Genomic DNA, 24,126 nt, shown 5'->3' on the forward strand with positions numbered 1-24,126 from the left:
GTCATATCGAAGTCGTCATGCGGCTATTGCAGCGCCTCGCCGTGCTGGGAAATGTCGAGACCTTCCAGCTCGTTCTCGCGGGAGACCCGTAGCGCCACGAAAGCGCCGACCAGCTTGAGGAGGCCGTAAGTCACCGCACCTGACCAGAGCAGGGTGACGGCCACGCCATAGAGCTGCAGCAGCAACTGGCGCGGATTGCCTTCGAGCAGGCCAGGCACGCCGCCGATCGACGAGGTCGCGAACACCCCGAGCAGCAGGGTCCCGGTCAGTCCGCCAATGCCGTGGACGCCGAATACGTCGAGCGAATCGTCATAGCGGAAGCGATGCTTGAGGCTGGTGCAGGCCCAATAGCAGATCAGTCCGGCAACGATTCCGATGATGATGCCTTGCAGGGGCGTGACAAAGCCGGAGGCCGGCGTGATCGTGCCGAGACCCGCAACCGCGCCCGAGATCATGCCGAGTACGGAGGGCTTGCGCCGCGTCGCCCACTCGATGGCTGCCCATGTCAGCGCGCCGGCGCAGGCGGCGAGATGCGTGGCGATAATCGCCATCACCGCGCGCGAATTCGCAGCCAGCGCGGAGCCGCCGTTGAATCCGAACCAGCCGACCCACAAAAGCCCCGTGCCCATCACAGCGAGGGACAAATCGTAGGGCGACAAATTGTCCGAACCATAGCCGTGACGGCTACCGAGGACTTTCGCCGCGACCAGCCCCCCTACGCCGGCGCTGAGATGCACCACCAGCCCGCCCGCGAAATCCTGCACGCCGGCAGCGCCGAGGAAGCCGCCGCCCCACACCCAATGCGCAAGCGGAATGTAGACAAAGATAAACCAGCCGATCGAAAACAGCAGATAGGCCGAGAAGCGCATCCGGTCGGCCACCGAGCCCGCCACCAGCGCCACGGTGATGATCGCGAAGGTCATCTGGTAAAGCATGAACAGTGCTTCGGGGATGGTCTTTGCCGCGGGATTGACGGCGTCCATGCTCATACCGGCGAGAAACATGCGGCCGGGCGATCCCAGCCACGGCCCGTCGCCTGTGAACGCCAGCGAGTAACCGAACGCCACCCACAGAATCGAAATCACCACCACCGCTGCGAGGCTTTGCGCCATCGTCGCCAGCACGTTCTTTTTGCGCACCATGCCCGAATAGAACAGCGCCAGCCCCGGGATCGTCATCATCAGCACGAAGGCCGTGGCGACGATCATCCATGCGGTATCGGCGGCGCTGACAGTTGAAGTGGCGCTGTCCGCAAAGGCCGGCGTCCCTGTCGTTACGAAAATCGTGATTGCAACGATTGTCGTCGCAGCGCCTGCTGCCCAACGCAAAAGTGCCCCCATTGTTGTTCCCCGACTTTCGGATTCTCTTATGTCACCGACGTGGTGCAGCGGTCTTCGCGCTGCTTCGCCGCGCCGGGAACACGTTCACATCGTCACAGCGCGTCGCTGTCGGTCTCGCCCGTGCGAATGCGCAGGGCGTGATCGATTGGAATCACGAAGATCTTGCCGTCGCCGATCTGGCCGGTGCGCGCGGCCGCGGTGATGACCTCCACCGCCTTGTCCGCAAGCTCCGACGACACTGCGACCTCGATCCGTAGCTTAGGCAAGAAGTTTACGACATATTCGGCGCCGCGATAGATCTCGGTATGGCCCTTCTGGCGGCCGTAGCCTTTGACCTCGGTCACGGTCATGCCATGCACCCCGATCGCGGTCAGCGCTTGGCGGACCTCGTCGAGCTTGAAAGGTTTAATAACGGCGACGACGAATTTCATGATGACGCTTCCGCTCAATGGACAATACGTTAGCTGACTCCGCACGATTGAGTCTGACATCTTTCCGTGCAACTCGCACAAAAAACTTGCAGCCTGGACGAAAAACATGCCGAGGGTTTGTCACAGTGTGGAGACCTCGGCACGGACGGGGCCGGTTTTTCGCCTGAACCAGGTTCGCGTCGTTGCGACTAAAGGGGACCACCGGCAAGAGCCGATGCGTCTTGGGGAAATTCATGCCGAACCGTCTGTGGTTTTTCGCCTCTGGAAACACCCAGCAAGGCCCGTATTCCGAAGACCGGCTGCGGGATTTCATCGTCCGCGGCACCGTGAACGCCGACACTCGCGTCTGGACCGAGGGCATGTCCGCCTGGGAAAGAGCCGGCGATATTCCGGGCCTCCTGTCCGGTGCTATGGCCGCTGCGCGCATGCCGCCGGGGCCCGCGCATGGAGGCGAGTCGCTGACCGGCAGTGACGGCCGTGCCGGCGACTCGCTGTCGGCGGATTTCAGCATCTGGGAGTTGCTCGGGCGCAGCCTGATCTTCGTCATCGGCTTCCTGCTGGTCGTTCCGGCACCCTGGGTGGCCACGAGCTTCTACCGATGGTTCATCTCTCAGGTACGGGTGCCGCAGCGGCCCGATCTCGGATTTACCGGCCAGCCGATGGATATCTGGTGGGTATTCGTGTTGAGCGCGCTGTGCACCTACTCCGGCGTGACCGGTATACCTTATATCGAGTTCATCCTGATTCCGGTGCAGGCCTGGCTGTCGTGGATGACGATTAAATGGATCGTGGCGAATATCAGCGCCAACGGACGGCCGCTTCAGCTTTCGTTCCGGGGCGACGCCATGCATTACGTCGGCTGGACTGTGCTGCTCCATCTCTCGCTCATCACCATCATCGGCGGGGCATGGGTCATCACGGCGATGACGCGCTGGATGTTCCGCAACATTGATGGCACCCGGCGCGAGATTATCTTCAATGCCAGCGGCCTTGAGGTGTTGTGGCGAACGGTGGTGGTTGCGATCGGCTGCATATTGATCATCCCGATCCCATGGGTGCTCAGCTGGATCGCGCGCTGGTACATCTCGCAGATCGAACTGTCGCCGCGGGCGGCTTAGATAATGATGATTTCGGATCGAATCGATCCAAGATCATGCACGTGATCGATTCTCACATCTTGAAAAGCGGGATGCGGGGCGGAAAACCGCACACACTTTTCCTCATCCCGCTCTAGCGCCGCTCGCGCACCGAGCCTTCCTGCACCACGGACGCGACCAGCGTGCCGTCCTGCTTGAAGATCAGGCCGCGGGCGAGACCACGGCCGTTCTGGGCATTCGGCGAATCCTGCGCATAGAGCAGCCACTCGTCAGCGCGGAACGGGCGGTGAAACCACATGGCATGATCGAGCGATGCCGCCATCATATGCTTATCGAACAGCGTGCGGCCGTAGCGCGCCATCACCGCATCCAGCAGGGCGAAATCCGACGCATAGGCCAGCGCGCACATGTGCAGCGCCGGGTCGTCAGGCAGACTCGACGCGGTGCGGATCCAGACATGGACACGACCGTCCTCGATCTTCTCGCCGAAGTAGCGGTTGAGTTCGACCGGGCGCAGTTCGATCGGCCTGTCCGATTCATAGTAACGGCGGATGAACTCGGGCACCTCCTTGAACATCGGCTGCTTGACGAATTCCTCCGGCGAGAGTTGCTCCGGCGGCGGCACGTCGGGCATCCGATCCTGATGATTGAAGGCGCCTTCCTCTTCCGCATGGAACGACACCATGAGCGAGAAGATGGCGCGGCCGTGCTGGATCGCGGTGACGCGCCGCGTCGAGTAGCTTTTGCCGTCGCGCAACCGCTCCACCTGATAGATGATCGGGATCGCGGGGTCGCCCGGCAGAATGAAATAACAATGCAGTGAATGCGGCAGGCGGCCTTCGACGGTGCGGCACGCGGCCACCATCGCCTGCGCGATCACCTGCCCGCCGAACACCCGCTGCCAGCCCGTCTTCGGGCTGTTGCCGCGGAACAGGTTTTCCTCGATCGGCTCCAGATCGAGGATCGAGATCAGATCGATCAGACTTTTGGACATCGCGGCGCCTTCACCATGAACTCATGCGTTGTCATACCGTAAATCCCGGGGGTTCGCGGCCTCTAGCCGTCCTGGAACGACGACACGGGCCGAGCGGGTGCTAAAGAAGCAACGTTTGGAAACCCGTTTCGACCGGCTATACTGCGGCAGCACAGAAGCAAGGCGTACCATGACGACACAACAGAGCATTGTCATCTGCGGCGGCGCATTCGCGGGACTGGCGCTGGCGCTGGCGCTGCGCCAGGGGCTGGGCGCCGGAGTTCCGATCGTGGTCGCCGATCCGGCGCTGGCAAACCGGCCGAGCCGCGATCCGCGCGCTACCGCGATCGTTGCCGCCTGCCGCCGCCTGTTCGAGACGCTCGGGGTCTGGAACGAGGTCGCCGGCACCGCGCAGCCGATCCTCGATATGGTGGTCACGGATTCCAAGCTCGAGGACGCCACCCGTCCGACATTTCTGACGTTTACCGGCGAGGTCGAGCCGGGCGAACCGTTCGCGCACATGGTCGAGAATCGTTATCTGATCGAGGCGCTGGCGTCTCGTGCGGAAGCGGAGGGCGTCGAGTTGCGCGCGACCGCGGTGACGGGAAACGACGTGCGGCCGGGCGGAGTCATGGTCTCGCTGGCCGACGGCTCGACGATTGACGCAAGCCTTCTGGTGGCGGCAGACGGTGCGCGTTCAAGGCTGCGCGAGCGCGCCGGAATCGCCACCCACGGCTGGGAGTACGACCAGTCCGGCATCGTCGTCACCGTCGGCCACGAACGCGACCATCAGGGCCGCGCCGAAGAACATTTTCTCCCCGCCGGGCCGTTCGCGATCCTGCCGCTGACAGGCCGACGCTCGTCGCTGGTATGGACCGAGAAGCGGGCGGATGCCGCGCGCATCGTCGCGCTTGCCGAAGAAGAATTTCATGCCGAACTGGAGCAGCGCTTCGGCCTGCACCTCGGCGAGATCAAGGCGCTCGACAAGCCGCGCGCATTCCCGCTTCACTATTTCGTCGCGCGCTCATTCATCGCCGAGCGGCTGGCGCTGGTCGGCGACGCGGCGCATGTGATTCACCCGATCGCGGGTCAGGGCCTGAACCTCGGACTGAAGGATGTCGCTGCGCTGGCGGAAACCATAGTCGACGCTGTCAGGCTCGGCATCGATCCGGGGCAGCCCGATGTGCTCGAGCGCTATCAGCGCTGGCGGCGCTTCGACACCATGGCGATGGGCTTCGCCACCAACACGCTCAATGTTTTGTTCTCGAACGAATCGGCGCTGCTGCGCAGCGTGCGCGACATCGGCCTCGGTCTGGTCGACCGAATGCCGCCTTTGAAGAACGCGTTCATCCGCCAGGCGGCGGGACTGACCGGCGAGATGCCACGGCTTCTAAAAGGCGAGGCGCTGTAGGCCTCGCGAGATCGGTGTCGAAGTTTGATTTCCGCTACAACAGCCGGATTGTGCTTGGCGTGGATCAAGCCTTAGAATAAACGAGTCATACCAATAGTTTACTAACGTATTGATTCACAACGATGAATCTGCTATAGGTTTAACCTGAGCAGGCAACGTCGGGACCACTCCGAGTCTCCAATCGCGCGAGGCAATGATCCCTTCAAAAGGATCATATTAGGAGCCGGGGGCCTGCTCACTTTTTCCTCCAACTATTCGCATTAGCTCCGTAGAAAGTGAAAAGCTCCTTCTGCGGATCGGTAAGGTTCATTTCTCCAAGCAGCGGCATTGGTTTTACGCCAAACCCGAGATACCAGCGTCTCCCATTATGATGCATGAGTGGCTTTAGAAGCTTTGCATAGGACGGATCGCACTCGACTTGAGCACCTCGGTTGAGTTCAACGGCTTGGAAAAAAGAACCCGCGATTACATCGGCCAGTTGAAGGCCTGCTCTGTCACCATGATCGTGTGCATAAATTTCATCGAAATCGATGACAGACCAAACAAGCTCCTTGTAGCCTAAAACCTGAGCGCCCCTCTCGTAGAACATCCTCCGAAGGTAATCGGTAAAATCCTTGTAGGTGAGGTCACCACGTCGGGAAAATATAATGCGAAGCTTGTCTTGGTCTTTCCGCGCTTCTGGGACATGTTGGGCGCAAAACGCCGTGACGCGTTCCAATAGCAAGCGAGTCAGAAACCAATAAATCCAGGCTTTATTGTCATCGTCTAGGCGCGGATTTTTGTATTTCTCGATGTTCTTTTTGTTGGACATCGCGACGAAACACCTCGCAGGCTTCGTCGCCAAGGCTGCACAAACGTGTGTTTTTTTGAAAGGCAGCAGCTTGTTGAAATGCAAGTCAGCCCGCCTACTGATAAACTGTTTTTGAACGTCCCGAGTCCATGTGACCATCTCGGAATCGTTTTGAATCCTTACTAAAAAGGCGGACAGAACGAGCCATTCGGTCCCCCCTTTTGGATCATCCGGTTTTTTGATTTGTTCGAGTCCCGTATCACCAGACTCATCAATGTACACAACGAAAGATACCGGCATGCAGGCTAGACACCTTCAAGGAAGCCGCGCGCTCCTGCAAAAAAATCGAAGACCGCGCTATTATTGACGGCCGCGCTACGACTACAGTTAGAGCAACCGTTGGGATGTGCGTTAACGATTAATACCGAGCAGCTATCGCCGCAACGATTGCAGGGCGTAAGCGATTTGATTCACCGCATTTTCAATGTGACTAATCTTCTGGCCCAAATCAGCAATCGCCTTCTCTTGCTTCTTCAGAAGAGAACCGTTGTCGAAATATTCAGTAACGCCAATTGGCGTCTGGCAACTCGTGCATTGGATTGCGTACATCCTGTATGCGGCACCGTTCACGTTCACTTCCTGCAATTTGAACGCAGCGCCTTCACACTTTCCGCATTTGGTAGAACCGAACATTGAACTTTCCTTGGTCGTGATTGGAAGAATTACAACCTAAGCGAGTCGCAAGCGGACTCGGGAGTCCAAATGGAGGATGGGTGTGGAAAGCACACAGTCCCCATGAAGGCATCAGAACAGAGTGCGAAAACACGCTCTCCCGCCGATGGTTAATCGCGTCTTAACCTCGCCGTACCTATGGTACTCAACTGTCTTTCGTCCGGCTATTGGGTGCGGCCGAACGTCTTGAAAGTGTTGACGCTTAACCGATGGCAACCACCGCTTCATCGTGCGCGGCGCCAGACGCCGTCAGTCCGGCCGAGTCCGCCGCCAGCAGAGCTGCGTCCACGACGCCGGCCGAGCGGTCCCCGTTCGCGCGGACGGCGGAGCTGCTTGCGCCCTACGAGCCGGGACAACCTCTGATCACGTTGTCGCTGGGCGAGCCGCAGCACCCGCCGCCCGACTTCGTCGCTCCGATATTGTCTCAATATATCAACGAGTTCCGACGTTATCCGATGGCGCGGGGGATCGAGCCGTTCCGCCGCACGGCCGCGAACTGGCTGTCGAGGCGCTTCGCCCTGCCCCGTGCCGTCGATCCCGAGACCGAGATTCTGGTGCTGAACGGCAGCCGTGAGGGGCTGTTTTTCGCCGCGATCGCCGCCGCCCGCTACGTCGCGCCCCGCATGGGCACGCCGGCCATCCTGATGCCGAACCCGTTTTACCCGGCGTATGGCGCGGGCGCACGCGCTGCCCATTGCGAAACCATCTTCCTGCCGACCACGCGCGCCAACGGTTTCCTGCCCGACCTCGATTCCATCGATGAGAGCACGCTGGCGCGGACGGTCGCGATCTATCTCGCCTCCCCCGCCAACCCGCAAGGAACGACGGCTTCGCGCGATTACCTCTCGCGCCTGATCGCGCTGGCGCGCCGTCACGGCTTCCTCGTGTTCTCGGACGAATGCTACTCGGAAATCTACACGCGGGACGCGCCCGGCAGCGCGCTGGAATGCGCGGGGCCGGATTTCGCCAACGTCGTCGCGTTCCAGTCGCTGTCGAAACGCTCGAACCTGCCGGGGCTACGGGTCGGCTTCGCGGCCGGCGATGGCAAATTCCTTTCCGCGTTTCATGAATTGCGCAACGTCGCGTCGCCTCAGGTGCCGGTGCCGCTGCAGCATGTCGCGGTGGCGGCCTATGGCGACGAAGCGCATGTCGAGGAGAACCGCCGGCTCTACCGGCTCAAATTCGACCTCGCCGACCAGATCCTCGGCCATCGCTTCGGCTACAGCCGCCCGGCCGGCGGCTTCTGCATCTGGCTGGATGTCTCCGCTTATGGCGGCGACGAGGCCGTGGCCGTCAGGCTCTACAAGGAAGCCGGCATTCGCGTCGTGCCCGGAAGCTATCTGGCGCGTCCGCAAGCCGACGGCTTAAATCCCGGCGCGGGCTATATCCGTCTGGCGCTCGTAGCGGACACTGAAACAACGGCCGAGGCATTGCATCGGCTGGTGAAAACTCTCGACTAATCGCGGGATCCCATGAGCATGGCAGCGATCGAACGCCTTTTTCCCATCGTCGATCATATACCGCCGTCGATCCGCGAGCCGCTCGGCCGGCGCTTGCGCGAACTCACCGGGCTCGGCATGATCGCCTTGTCCGGCGCTGCTGCGGCCGCGCTGATGACGTGGTCGGTACAGGACCCGAGCCTCAGCCACGCCACCTCGCGCGCGATCCACAACGTCCTCGGCTATCCCGGCGCGATCGGCGCAGATCTTCTGATGCAGATTCTCGGTCTCGGCGCGATCATGCTGATCCTGCCGGTGGCGATCTGGGGATGGCGGATGCTGACTCATCGCCCGTTCGATCGCGAGGCCACGCGTCTCGGCTGCTGGATTCTTTGCACCATAACCGCCGCCGGCTTCGCCAGTTGCTGGCCTCACAACGGCGCATGGCCGCTGCCCACCGGTCTCGGTGGCGTGGTCGGCGACGCGCTGGTGCGGGCGCCCGCGATTCTGTTCGGCCCGGCGAGCGTGGTGCAGAGCATCGTGCTCGGCGCGATCTTCCTGCCGGTCATGGCCGCGACATTCCTTTGGGCCAGCGGAATCAGATCGCAGCCCGCCGACGAGTCGCGCGAAATCGAGGACGACCTGCCGTTTGATGAGAGCGGCGACCACGCCTCGGTCTCGCTGGGCTGGGCGGTTCACGCGATGATGAGCGCGAAGGCGCGATTCAAGCGCCTCAGGCTCGGGGCACTGCTCGCGCTGGCCTATAAGTCGCTGGTGTCGAGCGCGCCGCAGAAGTCGGGGGCGCTGGCGTTCGAGCGTCAGGAACCGAACCTCGGCGGCGGACATATCGCTCCCTCCCTGGCGCCGACCCGGAGCGACCTTGACGATGACCTTGATGACGATGACGAGGACGAAGCGGACGACGAGGAGGAGAGCGATGATGCGCCGGTTGTCAGCGCGCCGCGCCGGAAGGCCGCTCCCCGTCAGCCAGCGAAGAAACCCGGCAAGTTCGAATTGCCTTCGGTCAACGTTCTGAGCGCGCCGCGCGCCTCCGACCGCCAGCCGCTCAGCAAGTCCGAACTGGAAACCAATTCGCGGGCGCTGGAAGGCGTGCTTGGCGACTTTGGCGTGCGCGGCGAAATCGTGAAAGCCAATCCCGGACCGGTGGTGACGCTGTATGAACTCGAGCCCGCGCCCGGCATCAAGTCGTCACGCGTCATCGGCCTTGCCGACGATATCGCGCGTTCCATGAGCGCGCTGTCGGCGCGCGTCGCGGTGGTCGCCGGCCGCAACGCCATCGGCATCGAACTGCCGAACGCGCACCGCGAAAAAGTTTACTTGCGCGAATTGCTCACCGCGAGGGAGGCGACCGACTCGGTCGCCAAGCTGCCGCTCTGCCTCGGCAAGACGATCGGCGGCGACCCGGTCATCATCGATCTCGCGCGCACCCCGCATATGCTGATCGCCGGCACCACCGGCTCCGGCAAATCGGTCGCAATCAACACCATGATTCTCAGCCTGCTGTACCGGCTGCGGCCCGATCAGTGCCGTCTCATCATGGTCGATCCAAAGATGCTCGAACTCTCGGTCTATGACGGCATCCCGCATCTGCTGACACCGGTGGTGACCGATCCGAAGAAGGCGGTCGTCGCGCTGAAATGGGCCGTGCGCGAGATGGAAGAGCGCTACAAGAAGATGGCCAAACTCGGCGTGCGCAATATCGACGGCTACAATACCCGCCTCCTCGAGGCGAAGGCCAAGGGCGAGGATCTGACGCGCACGGTGCATACCGGCTTCGACAAGGAAACCGGCAAGGCGATCTACGAGCAAGAGAAGCTCGAGTTCGAGCCGCTGCCCTTCATCGTCATTATCGTGGATGAAATGGCCGACCTGATGATGGTCGCGGGCAAGGATATCGAAGGCGCGGTCCAGCGTCTTGCGCAGATGGCGCGCGCCGCCGGCCTCCACGTCATCCTCGCAACGCAGCGTCCGTCGGTCGATGTCATTACCGGCACCATCAAGGCCAACTTCCCGACCCGCATCGCCTTCCAGGTGACGTCCAAGATCGACAGCCGCACCATTCTCGGCGAGATGGGCGCCGAGCAACTACTCGGCCAGGGCGACATGCTCTACATGGCCGGCGGCGGCCGCATCTCGCGCGTGCACGGGCCGTTCGCATCCGACGAAGAAGTCGAGAAGGTGGTTCGCCATCTCAAAACGCAAGGTGCTCCCGAATATCTCGAGGCGGTCACGGCCGAAGAGCCCGCTGAGGGCGAGGACGGCGCGGTGTTCGACGGCACGAGCATGGGCAGCGACGGCGGCGGCGATCTGTTCGCGCAGGCTGTTGCGATCGTGAAGCGCGACCGTAAGGCTTCGACCAGCTATATCCAGCGCCGTCTTCAGATCGGGTACAACCGCGCCGCTTCGCTGATGGAGCGCATGGAACTCGAAGGCATCGTCGGGCAGGCCAATCACGCAGGAAAGCGCGAAATCCTGATCGAGGAAGAAGAAGGCCACTTCTGATCCATGACGGTATGACGATGATCGAGTTTCCGGAGCCGCGAAATCGCCACAGCACCAAACTAGATCACGATGATTCTGGATCGAATCGATCCAAAATCATCAACGTGATCGATTCCGATTATGAGAAGCGGAATGCGGGCGGAAAACCGCACGACACTTTTCCTCATTCCGCTTCTAGGGGCCCGGTTCAAACTTGCATATCGTTGCAGCCACCTTCCGCTTGAGCATGATTTTTGAAAACTGGAAGCAGATTTTCAGACGAGATCACGCTCGATCAGAGAGATGCGATGGTATCGGGTTCAGCGCAGTTGAGGCGAACTCCCGCGCGGCGGCCATCCCTCGGATCCGGTCGGGGAAAAAAGCGATATCCGCAACGCCGCGAAGCACTGTAGAAGGAACGCCTCCGGCGGACAGGACGAAACATTGAGTAGAGACGTGACACATTCATCCGCGGCCAGTCGTCCGATCCGCGCGCGCCTCGGCGTGGTCCGGCTCGCGGCGGCGCTGACCATGGGTCTTCTTGTTCTTGTTACGCCTGCCCTCGCCGAGGCCGTTCCGCTCCCGCAACCGGCCCCTAAGGCCCGCAACGGAGCACCCGCGGCGATGGTGGTGCAGACGGCCCAGCCGGAGGTGACCGGAACCACGCGACCGCCGGACCCGATCATTCCCGATCCGCGCCGCAACGTACCGGCCAATATTTTTGCAACTTTCAGCGCGGATCAGAAAGCGGCGGCGGCACGAGTCAGTGCCTATCTATCGTCGCTGCGGACGCTTGCCGGAAATTTCGTACAGGTCGGCCCTGATGGCAGCCGATCAACCGGCGAATTTTACATCCAGAAGCCGGGCAAAGTACGGTTCGAATACGACCCTCCGTCACCGATCGCGATGATTTCCGACGGCTCGTCGCTCGTTGTTCGTGACACCAAGCTCGCGACCCAGGATGTGTACCCGCTGGCGCAAACGCCGCTGCGCTATCTGTTGTCGGACCGCATCGACCTGATGAGGGATACCAACGTCGTCGCCGTGACGTCGGACGATCTCTACATCAGCGTCACCATCGAAGAGAAGCAGGCGCTGGTCGGCACCTCCCGCCTCATGCTGATGGTCGGCGTCAAGGACGGCAAGCTCAAGCAGTGGACCATAACCGATCCGCAGGGCTACGACACCACGGTGGCGATCTACAATCTCAATGCCACGGCGAAGCTCGATCCCGCTCTGTTCAAGATCGATTATACCAATTATCCGACCTCGACGAATAACTGAGGCGCTACAACGCGCAGATCGATTATTGATGGATACGCGGGTCAGGCCCGCGTATGACGGCACATAGACCTGTCGACGTCTTCACCGGAATTCATGCATCTCACCTTCACCACCTGGAATATCAATTCGGTGCGGCTGCGCATCGATCTGGTCGCCAAGTTTCTGAAAGCGCAACGGCCGGACGTGTTGTGCCTGCAGGAGACCAAATGCCCCGATGACGCCTTTCCGCTGAAACGCTTCCGCCGACTCGGCTATGAGCACGTCGCGCTCAACGGGCAGAAGGGATATCACGGGGTGGCGGTGGTCTCGAAGCTGCCATTTGACGCCAGCAACATCCGCACGTTCTGCGACAAGATCGACTCCCGCCACGTCAGTGTGATCTTCGGCGGAAGAGCGGGTCTCGCCGCGCCGCTGGTGCTCCATAACTTCTATGTGCCCGCGGGTGGCGACATTCCCGATCCCGTGCTCAATCCGAAGTTTGCCCACAAGCTGCAATTTCTCGACGAGATGAAAGCCTGTGCGCCGCTGCATCCGGGCAACGGCGACCGGCATGTGCTGGTCGGCGATCTCAATGTCGCGCCACATGAGAACGACGTCTGGTCGCACAGGCAACTCCTGAAAATCGTCTCGCATACGCCCATCGAATGCGAGAAGCTGCTCGGCGTGCAGAATCACGGCAACTGGATCGACATCGCTCGCGCGCGGATTCCGATGTCGGAGAAAGTCTATACGTGGTGGAGCTATCGCGCCGCTGACTGGGTTGCCGCCAACCGCGGCCGCAGACTTGACCATATCTGGGTCTCCGAAGCGCTGCGCGGCGGAATCCGGGACTTCCGCATCACCCGCGACGCCCGAGGCTGGCAGCGTCCATCCGATCATGTGCCGGTGACGGCGGTGATCGAGGTGTGAGTGCCGACGCCACGGCGGATCTTATCCGAAAGCCGGTTTCCACTTTGCGATGGCACAGCCCGTCGGGTCGGGATCAAAGACTTTGTGTTTTTGATTTGACGCGTTTTCTTCACGCGAACCGGTATCCACTTCGCTCGAAAACGCTTTAACTACTCAGTTTCGCCGATGCCATCAGGATGTCGCTGGTCGTTTGCCGGGTGCGGTTGGCGAGTTCGTCGCGAAGGCGGTGGGCGGCGGCGGGATAGCTGTCAAGCACGCGCAGAAACAGGGTGCGTGAAACGCGGATCACCATCGAATATTCCCGCGCAATCGCGGTGGCCTGCCGCGATATCGGGACGATCAAAGCGAGTTCCCCGATCAGCGTGCCGCACTCGGCGACGACTTCCCGATCGTGGCCGTCCGGGACGTGGATACGAAAGCTGCCCTCCTGAACGACGTACCCCCCATCCGCCTCGTCACCCGCGCGAAACAGGATCGAGCCGCTGGCGAACTGCTGCTGTTCTGCGCCGATGGCAAGCACGCGCAAAGCCTCGGCGCCCAGCAAGCGCAGGGTCGGGACGCGCTCAAGCAGGACAACGTCATCGTCGATCGACATGCAAAACCGGTCGGCTCCGGATCACCCAAAGGCTGTTTTGACGGGAGCTGATACGAGTCGTCAACCTATAGCGTTTTTGGACGAAGTGGATACCGGCTCGCGGAAAGAAACGCCTCGAAACTACCATAGAGTCTCGCTTCTGACTCCATCCGAATCAGGGCACCAGCTTGTAGCCACCCGCTTCGGTCACCAGAATCTCCGGATTGGCAGCGTCATTCTCGATCTTCTGGCGCAACCGGTAAATGTGAGTTTCCAGGGTATGCGTGGTGACTCCGGAGTTGTATCCCCAGACCTCCTGCAACAGGGTCTCGCGTGACACCGGAATCTGCCCGGCCCGGTAGAGGAAGCGCAAAATCGCCGTTTCCTTCTCGGTCAGCCGCACCTTCTTGGCATTGGCGGTCGTCAGCATTTTGGCGCCGGGCCGGAAACTATAGGGTCCGACCGAAAATACCGCGTCCTCGCTGGCCTCATGCTGACGCAACTGCGCGCGGATGCGTGCCAGCAGCACCGCAAAGCGGAACGGTTTGGCGATATAGTCATTGGCGCCGGACTCAAGGCCCAGAATCGTATCCGAATCGGTGTCGTGACCGGTCAGCATGATGATCGGCGCCTTGAAGCCGCCCTTGCGCAAACTGCGCACCACTTCGCGACCATCCGTGTCGGGCAGGCCGACGTCCATCAGCACGAGATCGGGCGAATGGGCTTTGGCCGCGCTGGCGCCCTTTGCGCCGGTATCAACGGCGGACGCCTCGAATTCCTCATGCAGCGACAGTTGCTCGACCAGCGTATCGCGCAGATCGTTATCGTCGTCCACGATCAGGATTTTGCGGGCGTTGGCCATTTATGCAATCCTCCTGGCGGCTGAAACACCCGGCGGGCGCGCCAGCTACCTTCATCAGGTATTTAAGTCCCGATTCGTCGGGCGCATGAATTTGCAGCGATTCATCGTCCAAACAGAGTACTCCAGAACTGGGGAGAATTTGGATGAATGTTCCCTGTCATGACATACAGGATCGACGTCTCGGCTGAGAGAATGCGCGGGGCTTCCTCATTCCACACAAAGCTAAGACTTTTCAATGCCTTGCACGACACATTCCTGTGATCGACCGCTCGCGGCGATCCACGTTCGGGCCGCCGCCGGACGACCGCAGCGAGGTTGGTTGATCGCGGAAGGGCGGACAATTGCGGTGGCGCTCGGCCGCGGCGGTATCCGGGCCAACAAACGCGAGGGCGATGGCGGCACCCCAAAGGGGATTTTTCGGCCCATACGGCTGTGGTGGCGGCCCGATCGGCATCCACGGCCAAGGACGTTTCTGCCGGTTCGCGCGATCACACCTACTGATGCCTGGTGTGAGGATCCGGCCGACCGGCGCTACAATCGACCGATTCGGCTGACGCAGAGCGCAACCGGCGACCGGTTGACGCGCGAGGATCATCTCTACGACTTCATCATCGAAATCGATCACAACACCCGCCCGCGTATCGCAGGGCGCGGCAGCGCTGTGTTCCTGCATCTGGCGCGCGACAACTTTGGCCCGACCGCTGGATGCGTGGCGATGACGCAACCCGCCATGCTGCGGCTGTTGCGGCGGATCGGTCCACGCACGAAAATCATGATCGGGTGAAGCTGAAGGGCTTTCCTTCTCCCTTGCGGAAGATAGGAAGAATTACCGCGTCCCGAAAATCGCCGAGCCGATCCGCACATGCGTCGCGCCGAGCGCAATCGCTATGGCGAAGTCCGCGCTCATCCCCATCGACAGCTGCGTGAGCCCGTTGCGCTTGGCGATCTTGGCGGCAAGCGCGAAATGCGGCGCAGGCGCATCATCCATCGGTGGAATGCACATCAAGCCTGAGATCGTGAGGCCATAAGTATCGCGACAGCGTACGATGAAGTCGTCGGCATCCGCAGGTGCGACGCCGGCCTTCTGCGGCTCCTCGCCAGTGTTGATCTGCACGAACAGATCCGGCCGCCGGTTCTGATTCTTGATCTCTTTTCCCAACGCCTCGCAAAGGCTCGGGCGGTCGACCGAATGGATGGCATCGAACAGGGCGACGGCGTCCTTCGCCTTGTTGGACTGCAGCGGGCCGATCAGATGCAGCGCGAGACCGGGATGCGCCGCGATCAATGCAGGCCACTTCCCCTTGGCTTCCTGCACGCGGTTCTCCCCGAACACGCGCTGGCCGGCTGCGATCACCGGCATAATCGCGCCGACATCGAAGGTTTTGGACACCGCCACCAGCGTCACCGAGGAGCGTTCGCGTTGTGCGTCCCGGCACGCGCGAACAATCCCGGCTTCCACGGAAGCAAAGCCATCGATCGGCGCCGCCTCACCAGTGGTCATTGTCGCGCCGGAATCGCGAGACCGCGCTGCACCGCCGGCCGCGCCAGGCCTCGCTGCAGCCAGCCGCCGACATGACGGAAACGATCGAACCCGACGATATCGCGCGCATCGTAAAACCCGATCAGGTTGCGCACCCAGCCAAGCATCGAGATATCCGCGATGGTGTAGTCGTCGCCTGCAAACCACCGATGCGTCGTCAGATGCGCGTCCATCACGCCAAGCAGCCGCTTCGATTCCGTCACATAGCGGTCGCGTGGCCGCTTATCCTGGAAATCCTTGCCGGCGAACTTATGGAAGAATCCCACCTGCCCGAACATCGGCCCGACGCCGCCCATCTGGAAGTGCAGCCACTGGAGGGTCTGCCAGCGCAGCGCCGGATCGGCTGGCAGAAACTGTCCGGTCTTCTCGGCGAGGTATTGCAGGATGGCGCCCGACTCGAACAAAGCGAGCGGCTTGCCGCCGGGCCCATCGGGATCGAGGATCGCGGGAATCTTGCCGTTGGGATTGAGTGAGAGAAATTCACGACTCCTCTGTTCATCCCTGCCGAAATCGACGAAATGCGGCTCATAGGGCAATCCGGTTTCTTCCAGCATGATCGAGACCTTCACCCCGTTGGGCGTCGGCACCGAATAGAGCTGCAGACGTTCCGGGTGGGCCGCCGGCCAGCGGCGGGTGATCGAAAAAGCGGAAAGGTCGGCCATCGTCACTCCGGAAGGCGGGAAACGTTCCCTGCTTACACCGCAAAACCACACCGCTTGCAAACCGCCCGTCCGACCCGTTGACCCCCGGTCCGCTTCATGGCCTAGTCGAGCGACTGCAAATCACGAAAAACATTGCAATTCCATGACCTCAGAACGTTACAACGCCCGTGACGCCGAACCGCGCTGGCAAGCCGAGTGGGACAGGCAGGCGATCTTCGCCACCAAAAACGATGACTCGCGCGAAAAATACTACGTGCTGGAGATGTTCCCGTACCCGTCCGGGCGCATCCACATCGGCCATGTCCGTAACTACACCCTTGGCGATGTGATCGCGCGCTACATGCGCGCCAAGGGCTACAACGTGCTGCATCCGATGGGCTGGGACGCCTTCGGCCTGCCGGCCGAGAACGCTGCGATCGAGCGCAAGATCGCGCCGAGGGCGTGGACTTACGACAACATCAAGGCCATGAAGAAGCAGCTCCGCTCGATCGGGCTGTCGCTCGACTGGGCCAGGGAGTTCGCGACCTGCGATCCCTCCTATTACAAACACCAGCAGAAGATGTTTCTGGACTTCCTGCGCGCCGGTCTCGCCGAGCGCGAGAAGCGCAAGATCAACTGGGATCCGGTCGACATGACCGTGCTCGCCAACGAGCAGGTGATCGACGGACGCGGCTGGCGCTCCGGCGCCGTGGTCGAGCAGCGCGAGATGAACCAGTGGGTCTTCAAGATCACGACGTATTCGCAGGAGCTGCTCGACGCGCTCGGCACGCTCGATCGCTGGCCCGACAAGGTGCGGCTGATGCAGCGCAACTGGATCGGCCGCAGCGAGGGCCTTTTGATCCGCTTCGCACTCGACCCGGCGACCACGCCAAACGGTGAGAACGAGCTGAAAATATTCACCACGCGGCCGGACACCCTGTTCGGCGCGAAGTTCATGGCGATCGCGCCGGATCATCCGCTCGCGCAAGCGGCAGCGAAGAATAACTCCGCGCTCGCCGACTTTATCGCCGAGTGTAAGCGGCGCGGCACCGCGCAAGCCGAGATCGACACCGCGGAGAAAATGGGGTTCGACACCGGCATCAAGGCCGTGCACCCGTTCGATGCGACCTGGAAGCTGCCGGTCTACGTCGCCAACTTCATCCTGATGGAATATGGCACCGGCGCCATCTTCGGCTGTCCGGCGCACGACCAGCGCGACCTCGACTTCGTCAACAAATATGGACTTGGCAACACGCCGGTGGTCTGCCCCGAGGGACAGGAACCGTCGAGCTTCGTCATCACTGACACCGCTTACGACGGTGATGGCCGCATGATCAATTCGCGTTTTCTCGACGGCATGACCGCTGATGCGGCGAAGGAAGAAGTCGCCAAGCGCTTGGAAGGCGAAACGCGCGGCAAAGCCCCGGTCGCCGAGCGCAAGGTGAACTTCCGTCTGCGCGACTGGGGCATTTCACGCCAGCGCTACTGGGGTTGTCCGATCCCGGTGATCCATTGCCCGGCCTGCGACGTCGTTCCGGTGCCGGACGAGAATTTGCCGGTGACGCTGCCGGAGGATGTCACCTTCGACAAGCCCGGCAACGCGCTCGATCATCACCCGACCTGGAAGCACGTCAGTTGTCCACGATGCGGGGCGAAGGCCACCCGCGAAACCGACACCATGGACACCTTCGTCGATTCGTCGTGGTACTTCGCGCGCTTCACCGATCCGTGGAACGACAACGCACCGACCACGCGCGCAGTCGTCGACCGGATGCTGCCGGTGGACCAGTATATCGGCGGCGTCGAGCACGCGATCCTGCATCTGCTCTATTCGCGCTTCTTCACCCGCGCGATGAAGGCCACCGGCCATGTCAGCATGGACGAACCGTTCAAGGGCATGTTCACGCAGGGCATGGTGGTGCACGAGACTTACCGCAAGCCTGACGGCGGCTGGGCCTCGCCCGAGGAGGTGCGGATCGAGGTCGACGGCAACAACCGCCGCGCCACGTTGATCGCAACCGGCGAGCCGGTCGAGATCGGCGCGGTCGAGAAGATGTCGAAATCGAAGCGCAACACCGTCGATCCCGACGATATCATCGGCAGCTATGGCGCCGATACCGCACGCTGGTTCATGCTGTCGGATTCGCCGCCGGATCGCGACGTGATCTGGAGCGAGGAAGGCGTACAGGGTGCGGCGCGCTTCATGCAGCGGCTATGGCGACTGGTCAATGAATCCGCCGAAGCCGGCAAGACCGCGCCGCAAGAGAGACCAGCGGCATTTGGCACCGATGCTTTGGCGCTACGCAAGGCGGCCCATGGCGCGCTCGACAAGGTCTCTACGGGAATAGAGCGGCTGCACTTCAACGTCTGCCTCGCCAATATCCGCGAGTTCGCCAACGAACTGGCCGACGCCCTTGCCCGCTCCCGCAGCAACAAGTCCGCCCCCGCACCGGATCTGAGCTGGAGCCTGCGCGAGGCAGCCATCATTCTGGTGCAGGTGTTCAGCCCGATGATGCCGCACCTCGCCGAGGAATGCTGGCAGGCGCTCGGCCAGGCTGGCCTGGTCTCGGAAGCCCGTTGGCCACAAATCGAGCCCGATTTGCTGGTTGAAGACGCCCTCACGCTGCCCGTGCAGGTAAACGGCAAAAAGCGGGGCGAGGTGACCGTGGCGAGCGGCGCGGGAAATCCGGAAATTGAGGCTGCCGTTTTGGCGCTCGATGCGGTAAAGCAGGCCTTGGGCGGCAAGCAGGCTCGAAAGATCATTATCGTTCCGCAGAGGATCGTGAATGTGGTGGGGTAGTTTGTCGGGTCGCCGGGCTGGAAAATGGGCCAATCCGCGCATCGCAGCCCGGCTAAGCATCATTGCAGTGCTGGCCGCGCTGACGGCCGGCTGCTTCCGTCCGATGTATGCCGAACACGCCGACGGCAGCCCGGCGCTTCGCGACAGGCTGATGGGCGTCGAACTCCTGCCGATCGATAAACCCAATGGGTCTCCGGATGCGCGGATCGGTGTCACCCTTCGCAACGCGCTTGCATTCAAACTTTACGGCGGCGCCACCGGAGCGCCCCCGACACACCAGCTTCAGATCCGCTTCACCACTAACCGTTCGTCGCTGATGCTCGACCCAAACACCGCGCTGCCCTCCAACGAGCAATACGGTATCAATGCGAGCTACCAGCTGATCGAGGTTGCCACCGGCAAGACCGTCCTGAACGCGTCCACCTTCTCCCGCACCTCCTATGACATTCCCGGCCAGCTCCAGCGTTTCGCCCGCGCGCGTGCCTATCGCGATGCGGAAGACCGCGCCGCGCAGCAAATCGCCGAGAATATCAATACCCGGCTGGCGGCGTTCTTTTACGCCGGCACCTGATCGCCGGCGAATGGTCGCGCTGCGTGGAAAGGACATCGACAGCTTTCTCGCCCGGCCCGATCCGGCCCGCCCGATCATCCTGCTCTACGGTCCCGACGCTGGTCTGGTGCGTGAGCGCGCTGACGCGTTGATGGCGTCGGCCGTGGAAGATCCCAACGATCCGTTTTCGGTGGTTCGGCTCGACGGCGACGATCTCGCAACTGAGCCGTCGCGTCTCGTCGATGAGGCGATGACGGTGCCGCTGTTCGGCGGCCGCCGCGCGATCCGGATCAAGGCGGGGTCACGCAGCTTTGCCAGCGGCGTCGATGTGCTGGCGAACTCCACGATCCAGGATTGCCGGATCGTGATCGAAGCCGGCGAGCTGAGGCCGGAATCACCGCTGCGCAAGGCTTGCGAGCGTGCGAAGAACGCGGTGGCAATTGCCTGCTATCCCGACACCGAACGCGATCTGACGCGGTTGATTGACGAGGAGTTGCGCCTCTCGAGCCTGAAGATCGCGCCCGATGCCCGCGCGGCGCTGATGTCCCTGCTCGGCGGTGATCGTCAGGCTTCGCGCAATGAGCTGCGCAAGATTGCGCTCTATGCTCATGGGCAACGCGAGATCACGCTCATCGACGTCATGGCCGTGGTCTCTGACGCATCCGACTTCAAACTCGATCCCGTCATCGACGCCGCATTCGCCGGACAGCCGGCGGTGGTCGAAACCGAATTCGCCAAGGCCATGGTCGCTGGCACCTATCCGGGCCTCGTCATTTTGGCCGCGCAGCGTCAGGTCGCCGCCCTGCACAAGGCTGCGCTTTTGATGGAAGGCGGCGCGTCCGCCTCATCGGCCGCCGATAGCGGATTTCCGCGATTGCATTTTTCGCGCAAGACGACCGTGGAAACGGCGTTGAGCAATTTCAGCGCCGCGCGGCTGATTCAGGTGATGGATCAGCTTGCCGGCGCCGCATTGGAAACCCGCAAGCAAGCGGCGCTGGCCTCCGCGATCGCGCAACGCGCTCTGATGTCGATCGCGGTGAATGCACGGCGGAGAGGATGACAGGTCGTCATTGCGAGGAGGCAAGGCCGACGAAGCAATCCAGCTCTTAGAAAAGCGATTCAAACAGATCGGTCCAAGCCGGGTTGAGGCCTTCAATCAATACGAGTTTCTTTACACGGCTGCCGGCTTTTATCTGCTTTTCGCGTGTAATTGCGTTTGTCATGGTCTCGTGCAATTCGTACCAAACTAAGCTCTTGCATCCATATTTCTTCGAAAATCCTGCAATCAGGCCTTCTCGATGCTCAAAGATACGACGCGGTAAATCTGCCGTTACACCGGTGTAAAGGGTCCCGTTCCGACCGCTTGTTATAATATAGACGCAGGGCTGTTTCATGCCGCTGTCTGGATTGCTTCGCTCACAACGACGCGAGATCGTGACGATTGAGGCCAGCTCGGCTTCCCCGTCATTGCGAGCGGAGCGAAGCAATCCAGGAGCCACTCCGAAAGACTGGATTGCTTCGTCGCTTGCGCTCCTCGCAATGACGATGATTCAAACTCATTTCATCTCGCTCTAAAAGAGCCCGTTACCCCTTCGAATCCAGCCTTTTCAAAATCTCGTCAAGCTGTTCGAGGTCGCGATAGCGTATCTGCACGACGCCGCCGGGATTTTTGTGATCGACCGTCACCGCAAGGCCGAGCGCGTCGCTAACGCGCTTTTCCAGCGCCAACGTATCGGAGTCCTTCTGCGCTTTGTCAGCGCGGGCCTTCTGCGGCTTGCGCTCGGCAACGCCCTCCTCATGCGCAAGCGCCTCAGCCTGCCGCACATTGAGACCTTCCGTGACGATGCGCCTCGCCGCCGCGGAAGGATCGGGCATGCCGATCAGCGCGCGCGCATGGCCTGCCGATAACTCGCCGGAGGTGATCAGCGCCTGCACATCGTCCGGCAGTTTTGTCAGCCGCATCATATTGGCGACATGGCTGCGGCTCTTGCCGACGATCTTCGCAATGTCATCCTGAGTGTGTTTGAATTCATTGGCGAGCGCGTGATAGCCCTGCGCTTCTTCCATCGCATTGAGATCTTCGCGCTGCACGTTCTCGACGATCGCGATTTCGAGCGCGACATGATCGCTGACCTCGACCGGAACGATTGGAACCTCGTGCAGCCCCGCGGACTGCGCCGCGCGCCAGCGGCGCTCGCCTGCGATGATCTCAAAGCGATCCTGCGTCCCCTTCACGGCCCGCACCACGATTGGCTGGATGACGCCGTGCTGTTTGATGGAGTCGGACAACTCGCCGAGTTCGACATCGGAAAACGCGCGGCGTGGATTGCGCGGATTCGGTTTCAAAAACTCGATCGGCACCTTGCGCTGCACGCGCGGACGCTCGGCATGGGCGGCCTCGCCACCGACGTCGCCGATCAAACTTGCAAGACCGCGTCCCAGTCGAGAACGCGCTTCGTCGGCCATCGCCAGCTCCCTTGGATTCACGCGCTGTACTCCAGACTTGAAGGAAACGTAAGGTCACTCTTCTCTCCCCTTGTGGAAGAGAGCAGGTTGCGCATCGTGGCAGCACTCATCGAGTTACTCACGCGCCCCACGACCCGATTTCCGATTCTCAATGCGCCGTGCGCAACTCGCGCTCGCGCTGAATCACCTCGGTCGCAAGTTTCAGATAGGCTTCGCTGCCGCTGCATTTGAGATCATAGACCAGCACCGGCTTGCCATAGGACGGCGCTTCTGAAATCCGCACGTTGCGTGGGATCATGGTGTCGTAGACTTTTGAGCCCATGAACTGGCGCACGTCGGCGACCACCTGGTTCGACAGGTTGTTGCGCGAGTCGAACATGGTGAGCACGATGCCGTGGATCGACAGATTCGGATTGAGCGTGGAACGCACCTGCTCGACAGTCTGCAACAGCTGCGACAGACCTTCGAGGGCGAAGAACTCGCATTGCAGCGGCACAAGGATCGCATCCGACGCCGCCATCGCGTTGACAGTGAGAAGATTGAGCGACGGCGGACAGTCGATCAGCACATAGGTGTAATCGGCAGCATCGGCGGCATTGCCGTTGAGCGCGGTGATCGCGTCCCGCAGACGGAAGGCACGGTCCTTTGTGGTTCCGAGCTCAAGTTCCAGACCGGAGAGGTCCATGGTCGAGGCCGCGATGTGCAGGCGCGGCACCGCGGTCGGCACGACCGCGTCACGCAGCGGTGCTTCGCCGATCAACACATCATAAGTGGAGACGTTGCGATCGCGCCGGTCGATGCCAAGACCCGTGGAGGCGTTGCCTTGCGGATCGAGATCGACGATCAGGACGCGCTCCCCGATCGCGGCCAGTGCAGTGCCAAGATTGATCGCGGTCGTGGTTTTGCCGACACCACCCTTCTGATTGGCGAGCGAAATGATGCGGGGATGGCGGACGTGAGATTCGCCTCCGTCTTCGTGTCGGGAGACTTCATCAATTACCGTCATGCACCACGCCATGCCTGTTTTGCCTGAGGACGATCACGCCGCTCGATATGATCGAGTTCCACGATCCAGCCTTGTCCGCCGGTGCAACTAGAATGAATCCGAGGCTTAATATTCCAATATTTAGTAGCTTCCGTCAATTCAGCTTCTACATCTTGGCCCTTGAGAAAAAGCGCGGTGGCGCCCTTTGTTACGAAGGGTTCTGCGAAGCCGAGCAGCACTTGTAGAGGCGCCAGCGCACGCGCGGTCACGCAATCGATCCGATCCTCCACTCTGTCCACATAATCCCCGATATCCATCAGGTGAATAACGCCCGGTGACGCAGTGACCCGCACGGCCTCGCGCAGAAATGCCGCTTTTTTAGCGTTGCGCTCGATTAGATCGACGCGCGCGTCCTCAACGCCCGCAAGCGCGCAAGCAAGCACGACACCGGGAAAGCCGCCGCCGCTGCCGAAATCAGCCCAGCGTTTTGCATTCGGAGCCAGCGTCAGAAGCTGAAGGGAATCCGCGATGTGGCGGGTCCAGAGCTGCGGCATCGTCGACGACGCGACGAGATTGGTTTTTGTCTGCCATTGGACCAGCAGATCGACATAGGCGTCCAGCCGCGCTTCGATTTGACGTGAAATGGGGGTAAGCGCCAGCGCGGCTATCTTGTCGGTAGCCGAGATTGGGGAGCTCTCTCGTTCGGGCGTGGGCATCATGGCCAACATAGACGGCCCTCTGATTCCTGGCCAGACGTTTGGTGGATCCCGGTTTGGGATTGGTCGGCCATTGGCCGACAG

General features: G+C 61.4%; 23 protein-coding genes. 10 read left to right on the forward strand and 13 right to left on the reverse strand.

The window, feature by feature from the left end:
• Positions 1-23: 23 nt before the first annotated feature.
• Together AC1RT6_RS13665 and AC1RT6_RS13670 are read right to left on the reverse strand one after the other, a co-directional pair.
• Positions 24-1,340 (reverse strand): ammonium transporter, encoded by a 1,317-nt coding sequence (locus AC1RT6_RS13665; RefSeq protein WP_079445129.1) that lies wholly within the window; start codon positions 1,338-1,340, stop codon positions 24-26.
• Positions 1,341-1,432: 92 nt separating this feature from the next.
• Positions 1,433-1,771: a P-II family nitrogen regulator gene (locus AC1RT6_RS13670; RefSeq protein ID WP_079445130.1), complete on the reverse strand. Its 339-nt coding sequence runs from the start codon at positions 1,769-1,771 to the stop codon at positions 1,433-1,435.
• Positions 1,772-2,004: 233 nt separating this feature from the next.
• On the opposite strand from AC1RT6_RS13670, the gene AC1RT6_RS13675 reads away from it, so the two are divergent.
• Complete coding sequence (locus AC1RT6_RS13675; protein WP_079445131.1) at positions 2,005-2,889, forward strand: DUF4339 domain-containing protein; 885 nt, start codon at positions 2,005-2,007, stop codon at positions 2,887-2,889.
• 112 nt (positions 2,890-3,001) lie between these two features.
• On the opposite strand, the gene tesB is transcribed toward AC1RT6_RS13675, so the two are convergent.
• Positions 3,002-3,862, reverse strand: a complete 861-nt coding sequence (gene tesB / locus AC1RT6_RS13680) for an acyl-CoA thioesterase II (protein WP_079445132.1) — start codon at positions 3,860-3,862, stop codon at positions 3,002-3,004.
• Positions 3,863-4,031: 169 nt separating this feature from the next.
• Here tesB and AC1RT6_RS13685 point away from each other — a divergent pair, with 169 nt between their 5' ends.
• On the forward strand, positions 4,032-5,252 hold the full coding sequence (locus tag AC1RT6_RS13685) for a ubiquinone biosynthesis hydroxylase (protein ID WP_079445133.1): 1,221 nt from the start codon (positions 4,032-4,034) through the stop codon (positions 5,250-5,252).
• Between the two features lie 235 nt (positions 5,253-5,487).
• On the opposite strand, the gene AC1RT6_RS13690 is transcribed toward AC1RT6_RS13685, so the two are convergent.
• Together AC1RT6_RS13690 and AC1RT6_RS13695 are read right to left on the reverse strand one after the other, a co-directional pair.
• A complete protein-coding gene (locus AC1RT6_RS13690) occupies positions 5,488-6,342 on the reverse strand; it encodes a DUF3800 domain-containing protein (protein ID WP_493029505.1) in 855 nt (284 codons plus the stop codon).
• 132 nt (positions 6,343-6,474) lie between these two features.
• Positions 6,475-6,735 carry a hypothetical protein gene (locus AC1RT6_RS13695; RefSeq protein ID WP_079445145.1) on the reverse strand — a complete coding sequence of 87 codons (261 nt, stop codon included), beginning with the start codon at positions 6,733-6,735 and terminating at the stop codon, positions 6,475-6,477.
• 248 nt (positions 6,736-6,983) lie between these two features.
• On the opposite strand from AC1RT6_RS13695, the gene AC1RT6_RS13700 reads away from it, so the two are divergent.
• The 4 genes from AC1RT6_RS13700 (at position 6,984) to AC1RT6_RS13715 (ending at position 12,908) form a co-directional block, all read left to right on the forward strand.
• Entirely contained in the window at positions 6,984-8,234 is a 1,251-nt protein-coding gene (locus AC1RT6_RS13700; RefSeq protein WP_079445146.1) for an aminotransferase class I/II-fold pyridoxal phosphate-dependent enzyme, read from the forward strand.
• 12 nt (positions 8,235-8,246) lie between these two features.
• Positions 8,247-10,736 carry a DNA translocase FtsK gene (locus AC1RT6_RS13705; protein ID WP_079445147.1) on the forward strand — a complete coding sequence of 830 codons (2,490 nt, stop codon included), beginning with the start codon at positions 8,247-8,249 and terminating at the stop codon, positions 10,734-10,736.
• A 510-nt stretch (positions 10,737-11,246) separates the two neighbouring features.
• Positions 11,247-11,999, forward strand: a complete 753-nt coding sequence (locus AC1RT6_RS13710) for an outer membrane lipoprotein carrier protein LolA (protein WP_079445186.1) — start codon at positions 11,247-11,249, stop codon at positions 11,997-11,999.
• A 93-nt stretch (positions 12,000-12,092) separates the two neighbouring features.
• Positions 12,093-12,908 carry an exodeoxyribonuclease III gene (locus tag AC1RT6_RS13715; RefSeq protein ID WP_079445149.1) on the forward strand — a complete coding sequence of 272 codons (816 nt, stop codon included), beginning with the start codon at positions 12,093-12,095 and terminating at the stop codon, positions 12,906-12,908.
• A 145-nt stretch (positions 12,909-13,053) separates the two neighbouring features.
• On the opposite strand, the gene AC1RT6_RS13720 is transcribed toward AC1RT6_RS13715, so the two are convergent.
• Entirely contained in the window at positions 13,054-13,503 is a 450-nt protein-coding gene (locus AC1RT6_RS13720; RefSeq protein ID WP_079445150.1) for a cyclic nucleotide-binding domain-containing protein, read from the reverse strand.
• Between the two features lie 154 nt (positions 13,504-13,657).
• The gene (locus AC1RT6_RS13725; RefSeq protein ID WP_079445151.1) at positions 13,658-14,344 is read right to left on the reverse strand and encodes a response regulator transcription factor; all 687 of its coding nucleotides are present in this window, start codon (positions 14,342-14,344) and stop codon (positions 13,658-13,660) included.
• Positions 14,345-14,579: 235 nt separating this feature from the next.
• Between AC1RT6_RS13725 and AC1RT6_RS13730 the strand changes: the two genes are divergently transcribed.
• Positions 14,580-15,128, forward strand: a complete 549-nt coding sequence (locus AC1RT6_RS13730) for a L,D-transpeptidase family protein (protein ID WP_079445152.1) — start codon at positions 14,580-14,582, stop codon at positions 15,126-15,128.
• Positions 15,129-15,170: 42 nt separating this feature from the next.
• On the opposite strand, the gene AC1RT6_RS13735 is transcribed toward AC1RT6_RS13730, so the two are convergent.
• Together AC1RT6_RS13735 and AC1RT6_RS13740 are read right to left on the reverse strand one after the other, a co-directional pair.
• Positions 15,171-15,845, reverse strand: a complete 675-nt coding sequence (locus AC1RT6_RS13735; protein WP_079445153.1) for a YggS family pyridoxal phosphate-dependent enzyme — start codon at positions 15,843-15,845, stop codon at positions 15,171-15,173.
• On the reverse strand, positions 15,842-16,546 hold the full coding sequence (locus AC1RT6_RS13740) for a glutathione S-transferase N-terminal domain-containing protein (protein WP_079445154.1): 705 nt from the start codon (positions 16,544-16,546) through the stop codon (positions 15,842-15,844). The genes AC1RT6_RS13735 and AC1RT6_RS13740 overlap by 4 nt, the downstream gene beginning before the upstream one ends.
• Before the next feature lie 142 nt (positions 16,547-16,688).
• Between AC1RT6_RS13740 and leuS the strand changes: the two genes are divergently transcribed.
• From leuS to holA, 3 genes are read left to right on the forward strand one after another with little or no spacing between them, the layout of a single operon-like run.
• Positions 16,689-19,325 carry a leucine--tRNA ligase gene (leuS, locus tag AC1RT6_RS13745; RefSeq protein ID WP_079445155.1) on the forward strand — a complete coding sequence of 879 codons (2,637 nt, stop codon included), beginning with the start codon at positions 16,689-16,691 and terminating at the stop codon, positions 19,323-19,325.
• Positions 19,312-19,896 carry an LPS assembly lipoprotein LptE gene (gene lptE / locus AC1RT6_RS13750; RefSeq protein WP_079445156.1) on the forward strand — a complete coding sequence of 195 codons (585 nt, stop codon included), beginning with the start codon at positions 19,312-19,314 and terminating at the stop codon, positions 19,894-19,896. Before leuS ends, lptE begins: the two co-directional genes overlap by 14 nt.
• A gap of 10 nt (positions 19,897-19,906) precedes the next feature.
• The gene (holA, locus tag AC1RT6_RS13755) at positions 19,907-20,935 is read left to right on the forward strand and encodes a DNA polymerase III subunit delta (RefSeq protein WP_079445157.1); all 1,029 of its coding nucleotides are present in this window, start codon (positions 19,907-19,909) and stop codon (positions 20,933-20,935) included.
• A 46-nt stretch (positions 20,936-20,981) separates the two neighbouring features.
• Here the strand turns inward: holA and AC1RT6_RS13760 are convergent, their stop codons facing one another.
• The 4 genes from AC1RT6_RS13760 to rsmG all read right to left on the reverse strand — a co-directional run bounded on the left by AC1RT6_RS13760 (position 20,982) and on the right by rsmG (position 24,045).
• A complete protein-coding gene (locus AC1RT6_RS13760; protein ID WP_079445158.1) occupies positions 20,982-21,269 on the reverse strand; it encodes a GIY-YIG nuclease family protein in 288 nt (95 codons plus the stop codon).
• Between the two features lie 190 nt (positions 21,270-21,459).
• Positions 21,460-22,341 (reverse strand): ParB/RepB/Spo0J family partition protein, encoded by an 882-nt coding sequence (locus tag AC1RT6_RS13765; protein WP_472791559.1) that lies wholly within the window; start codon positions 22,339-22,341, stop codon positions 21,460-21,462.
• 148 nt (positions 22,342-22,489) lie between these two features.
• A complete protein-coding gene (locus AC1RT6_RS13770) occupies positions 22,490-23,347 on the reverse strand; it encodes a ParA family protein (RefSeq protein ID WP_079445161.1) in 858 nt (285 codons plus the stop codon).
• The gene (rsmG, locus tag AC1RT6_RS13775; RefSeq protein WP_173815862.1) at positions 23,344-24,045 is read right to left on the reverse strand and encodes a 16S rRNA (guanine(527)-N(7))-methyltransferase RsmG; all 702 of its coding nucleotides are present in this window, start codon (positions 24,043-24,045) and stop codon (positions 23,344-23,346) included. The genes AC1RT6_RS13770 and rsmG overlap by 4 nt, the downstream gene beginning before the upstream one ends.
• Between the last annotated feature and the right edge of the window lie 81 nt (positions 24,046-24,126).

This window comes from Nitrobacter sp. MLSD-S21, from assembly GCF_058809865.1.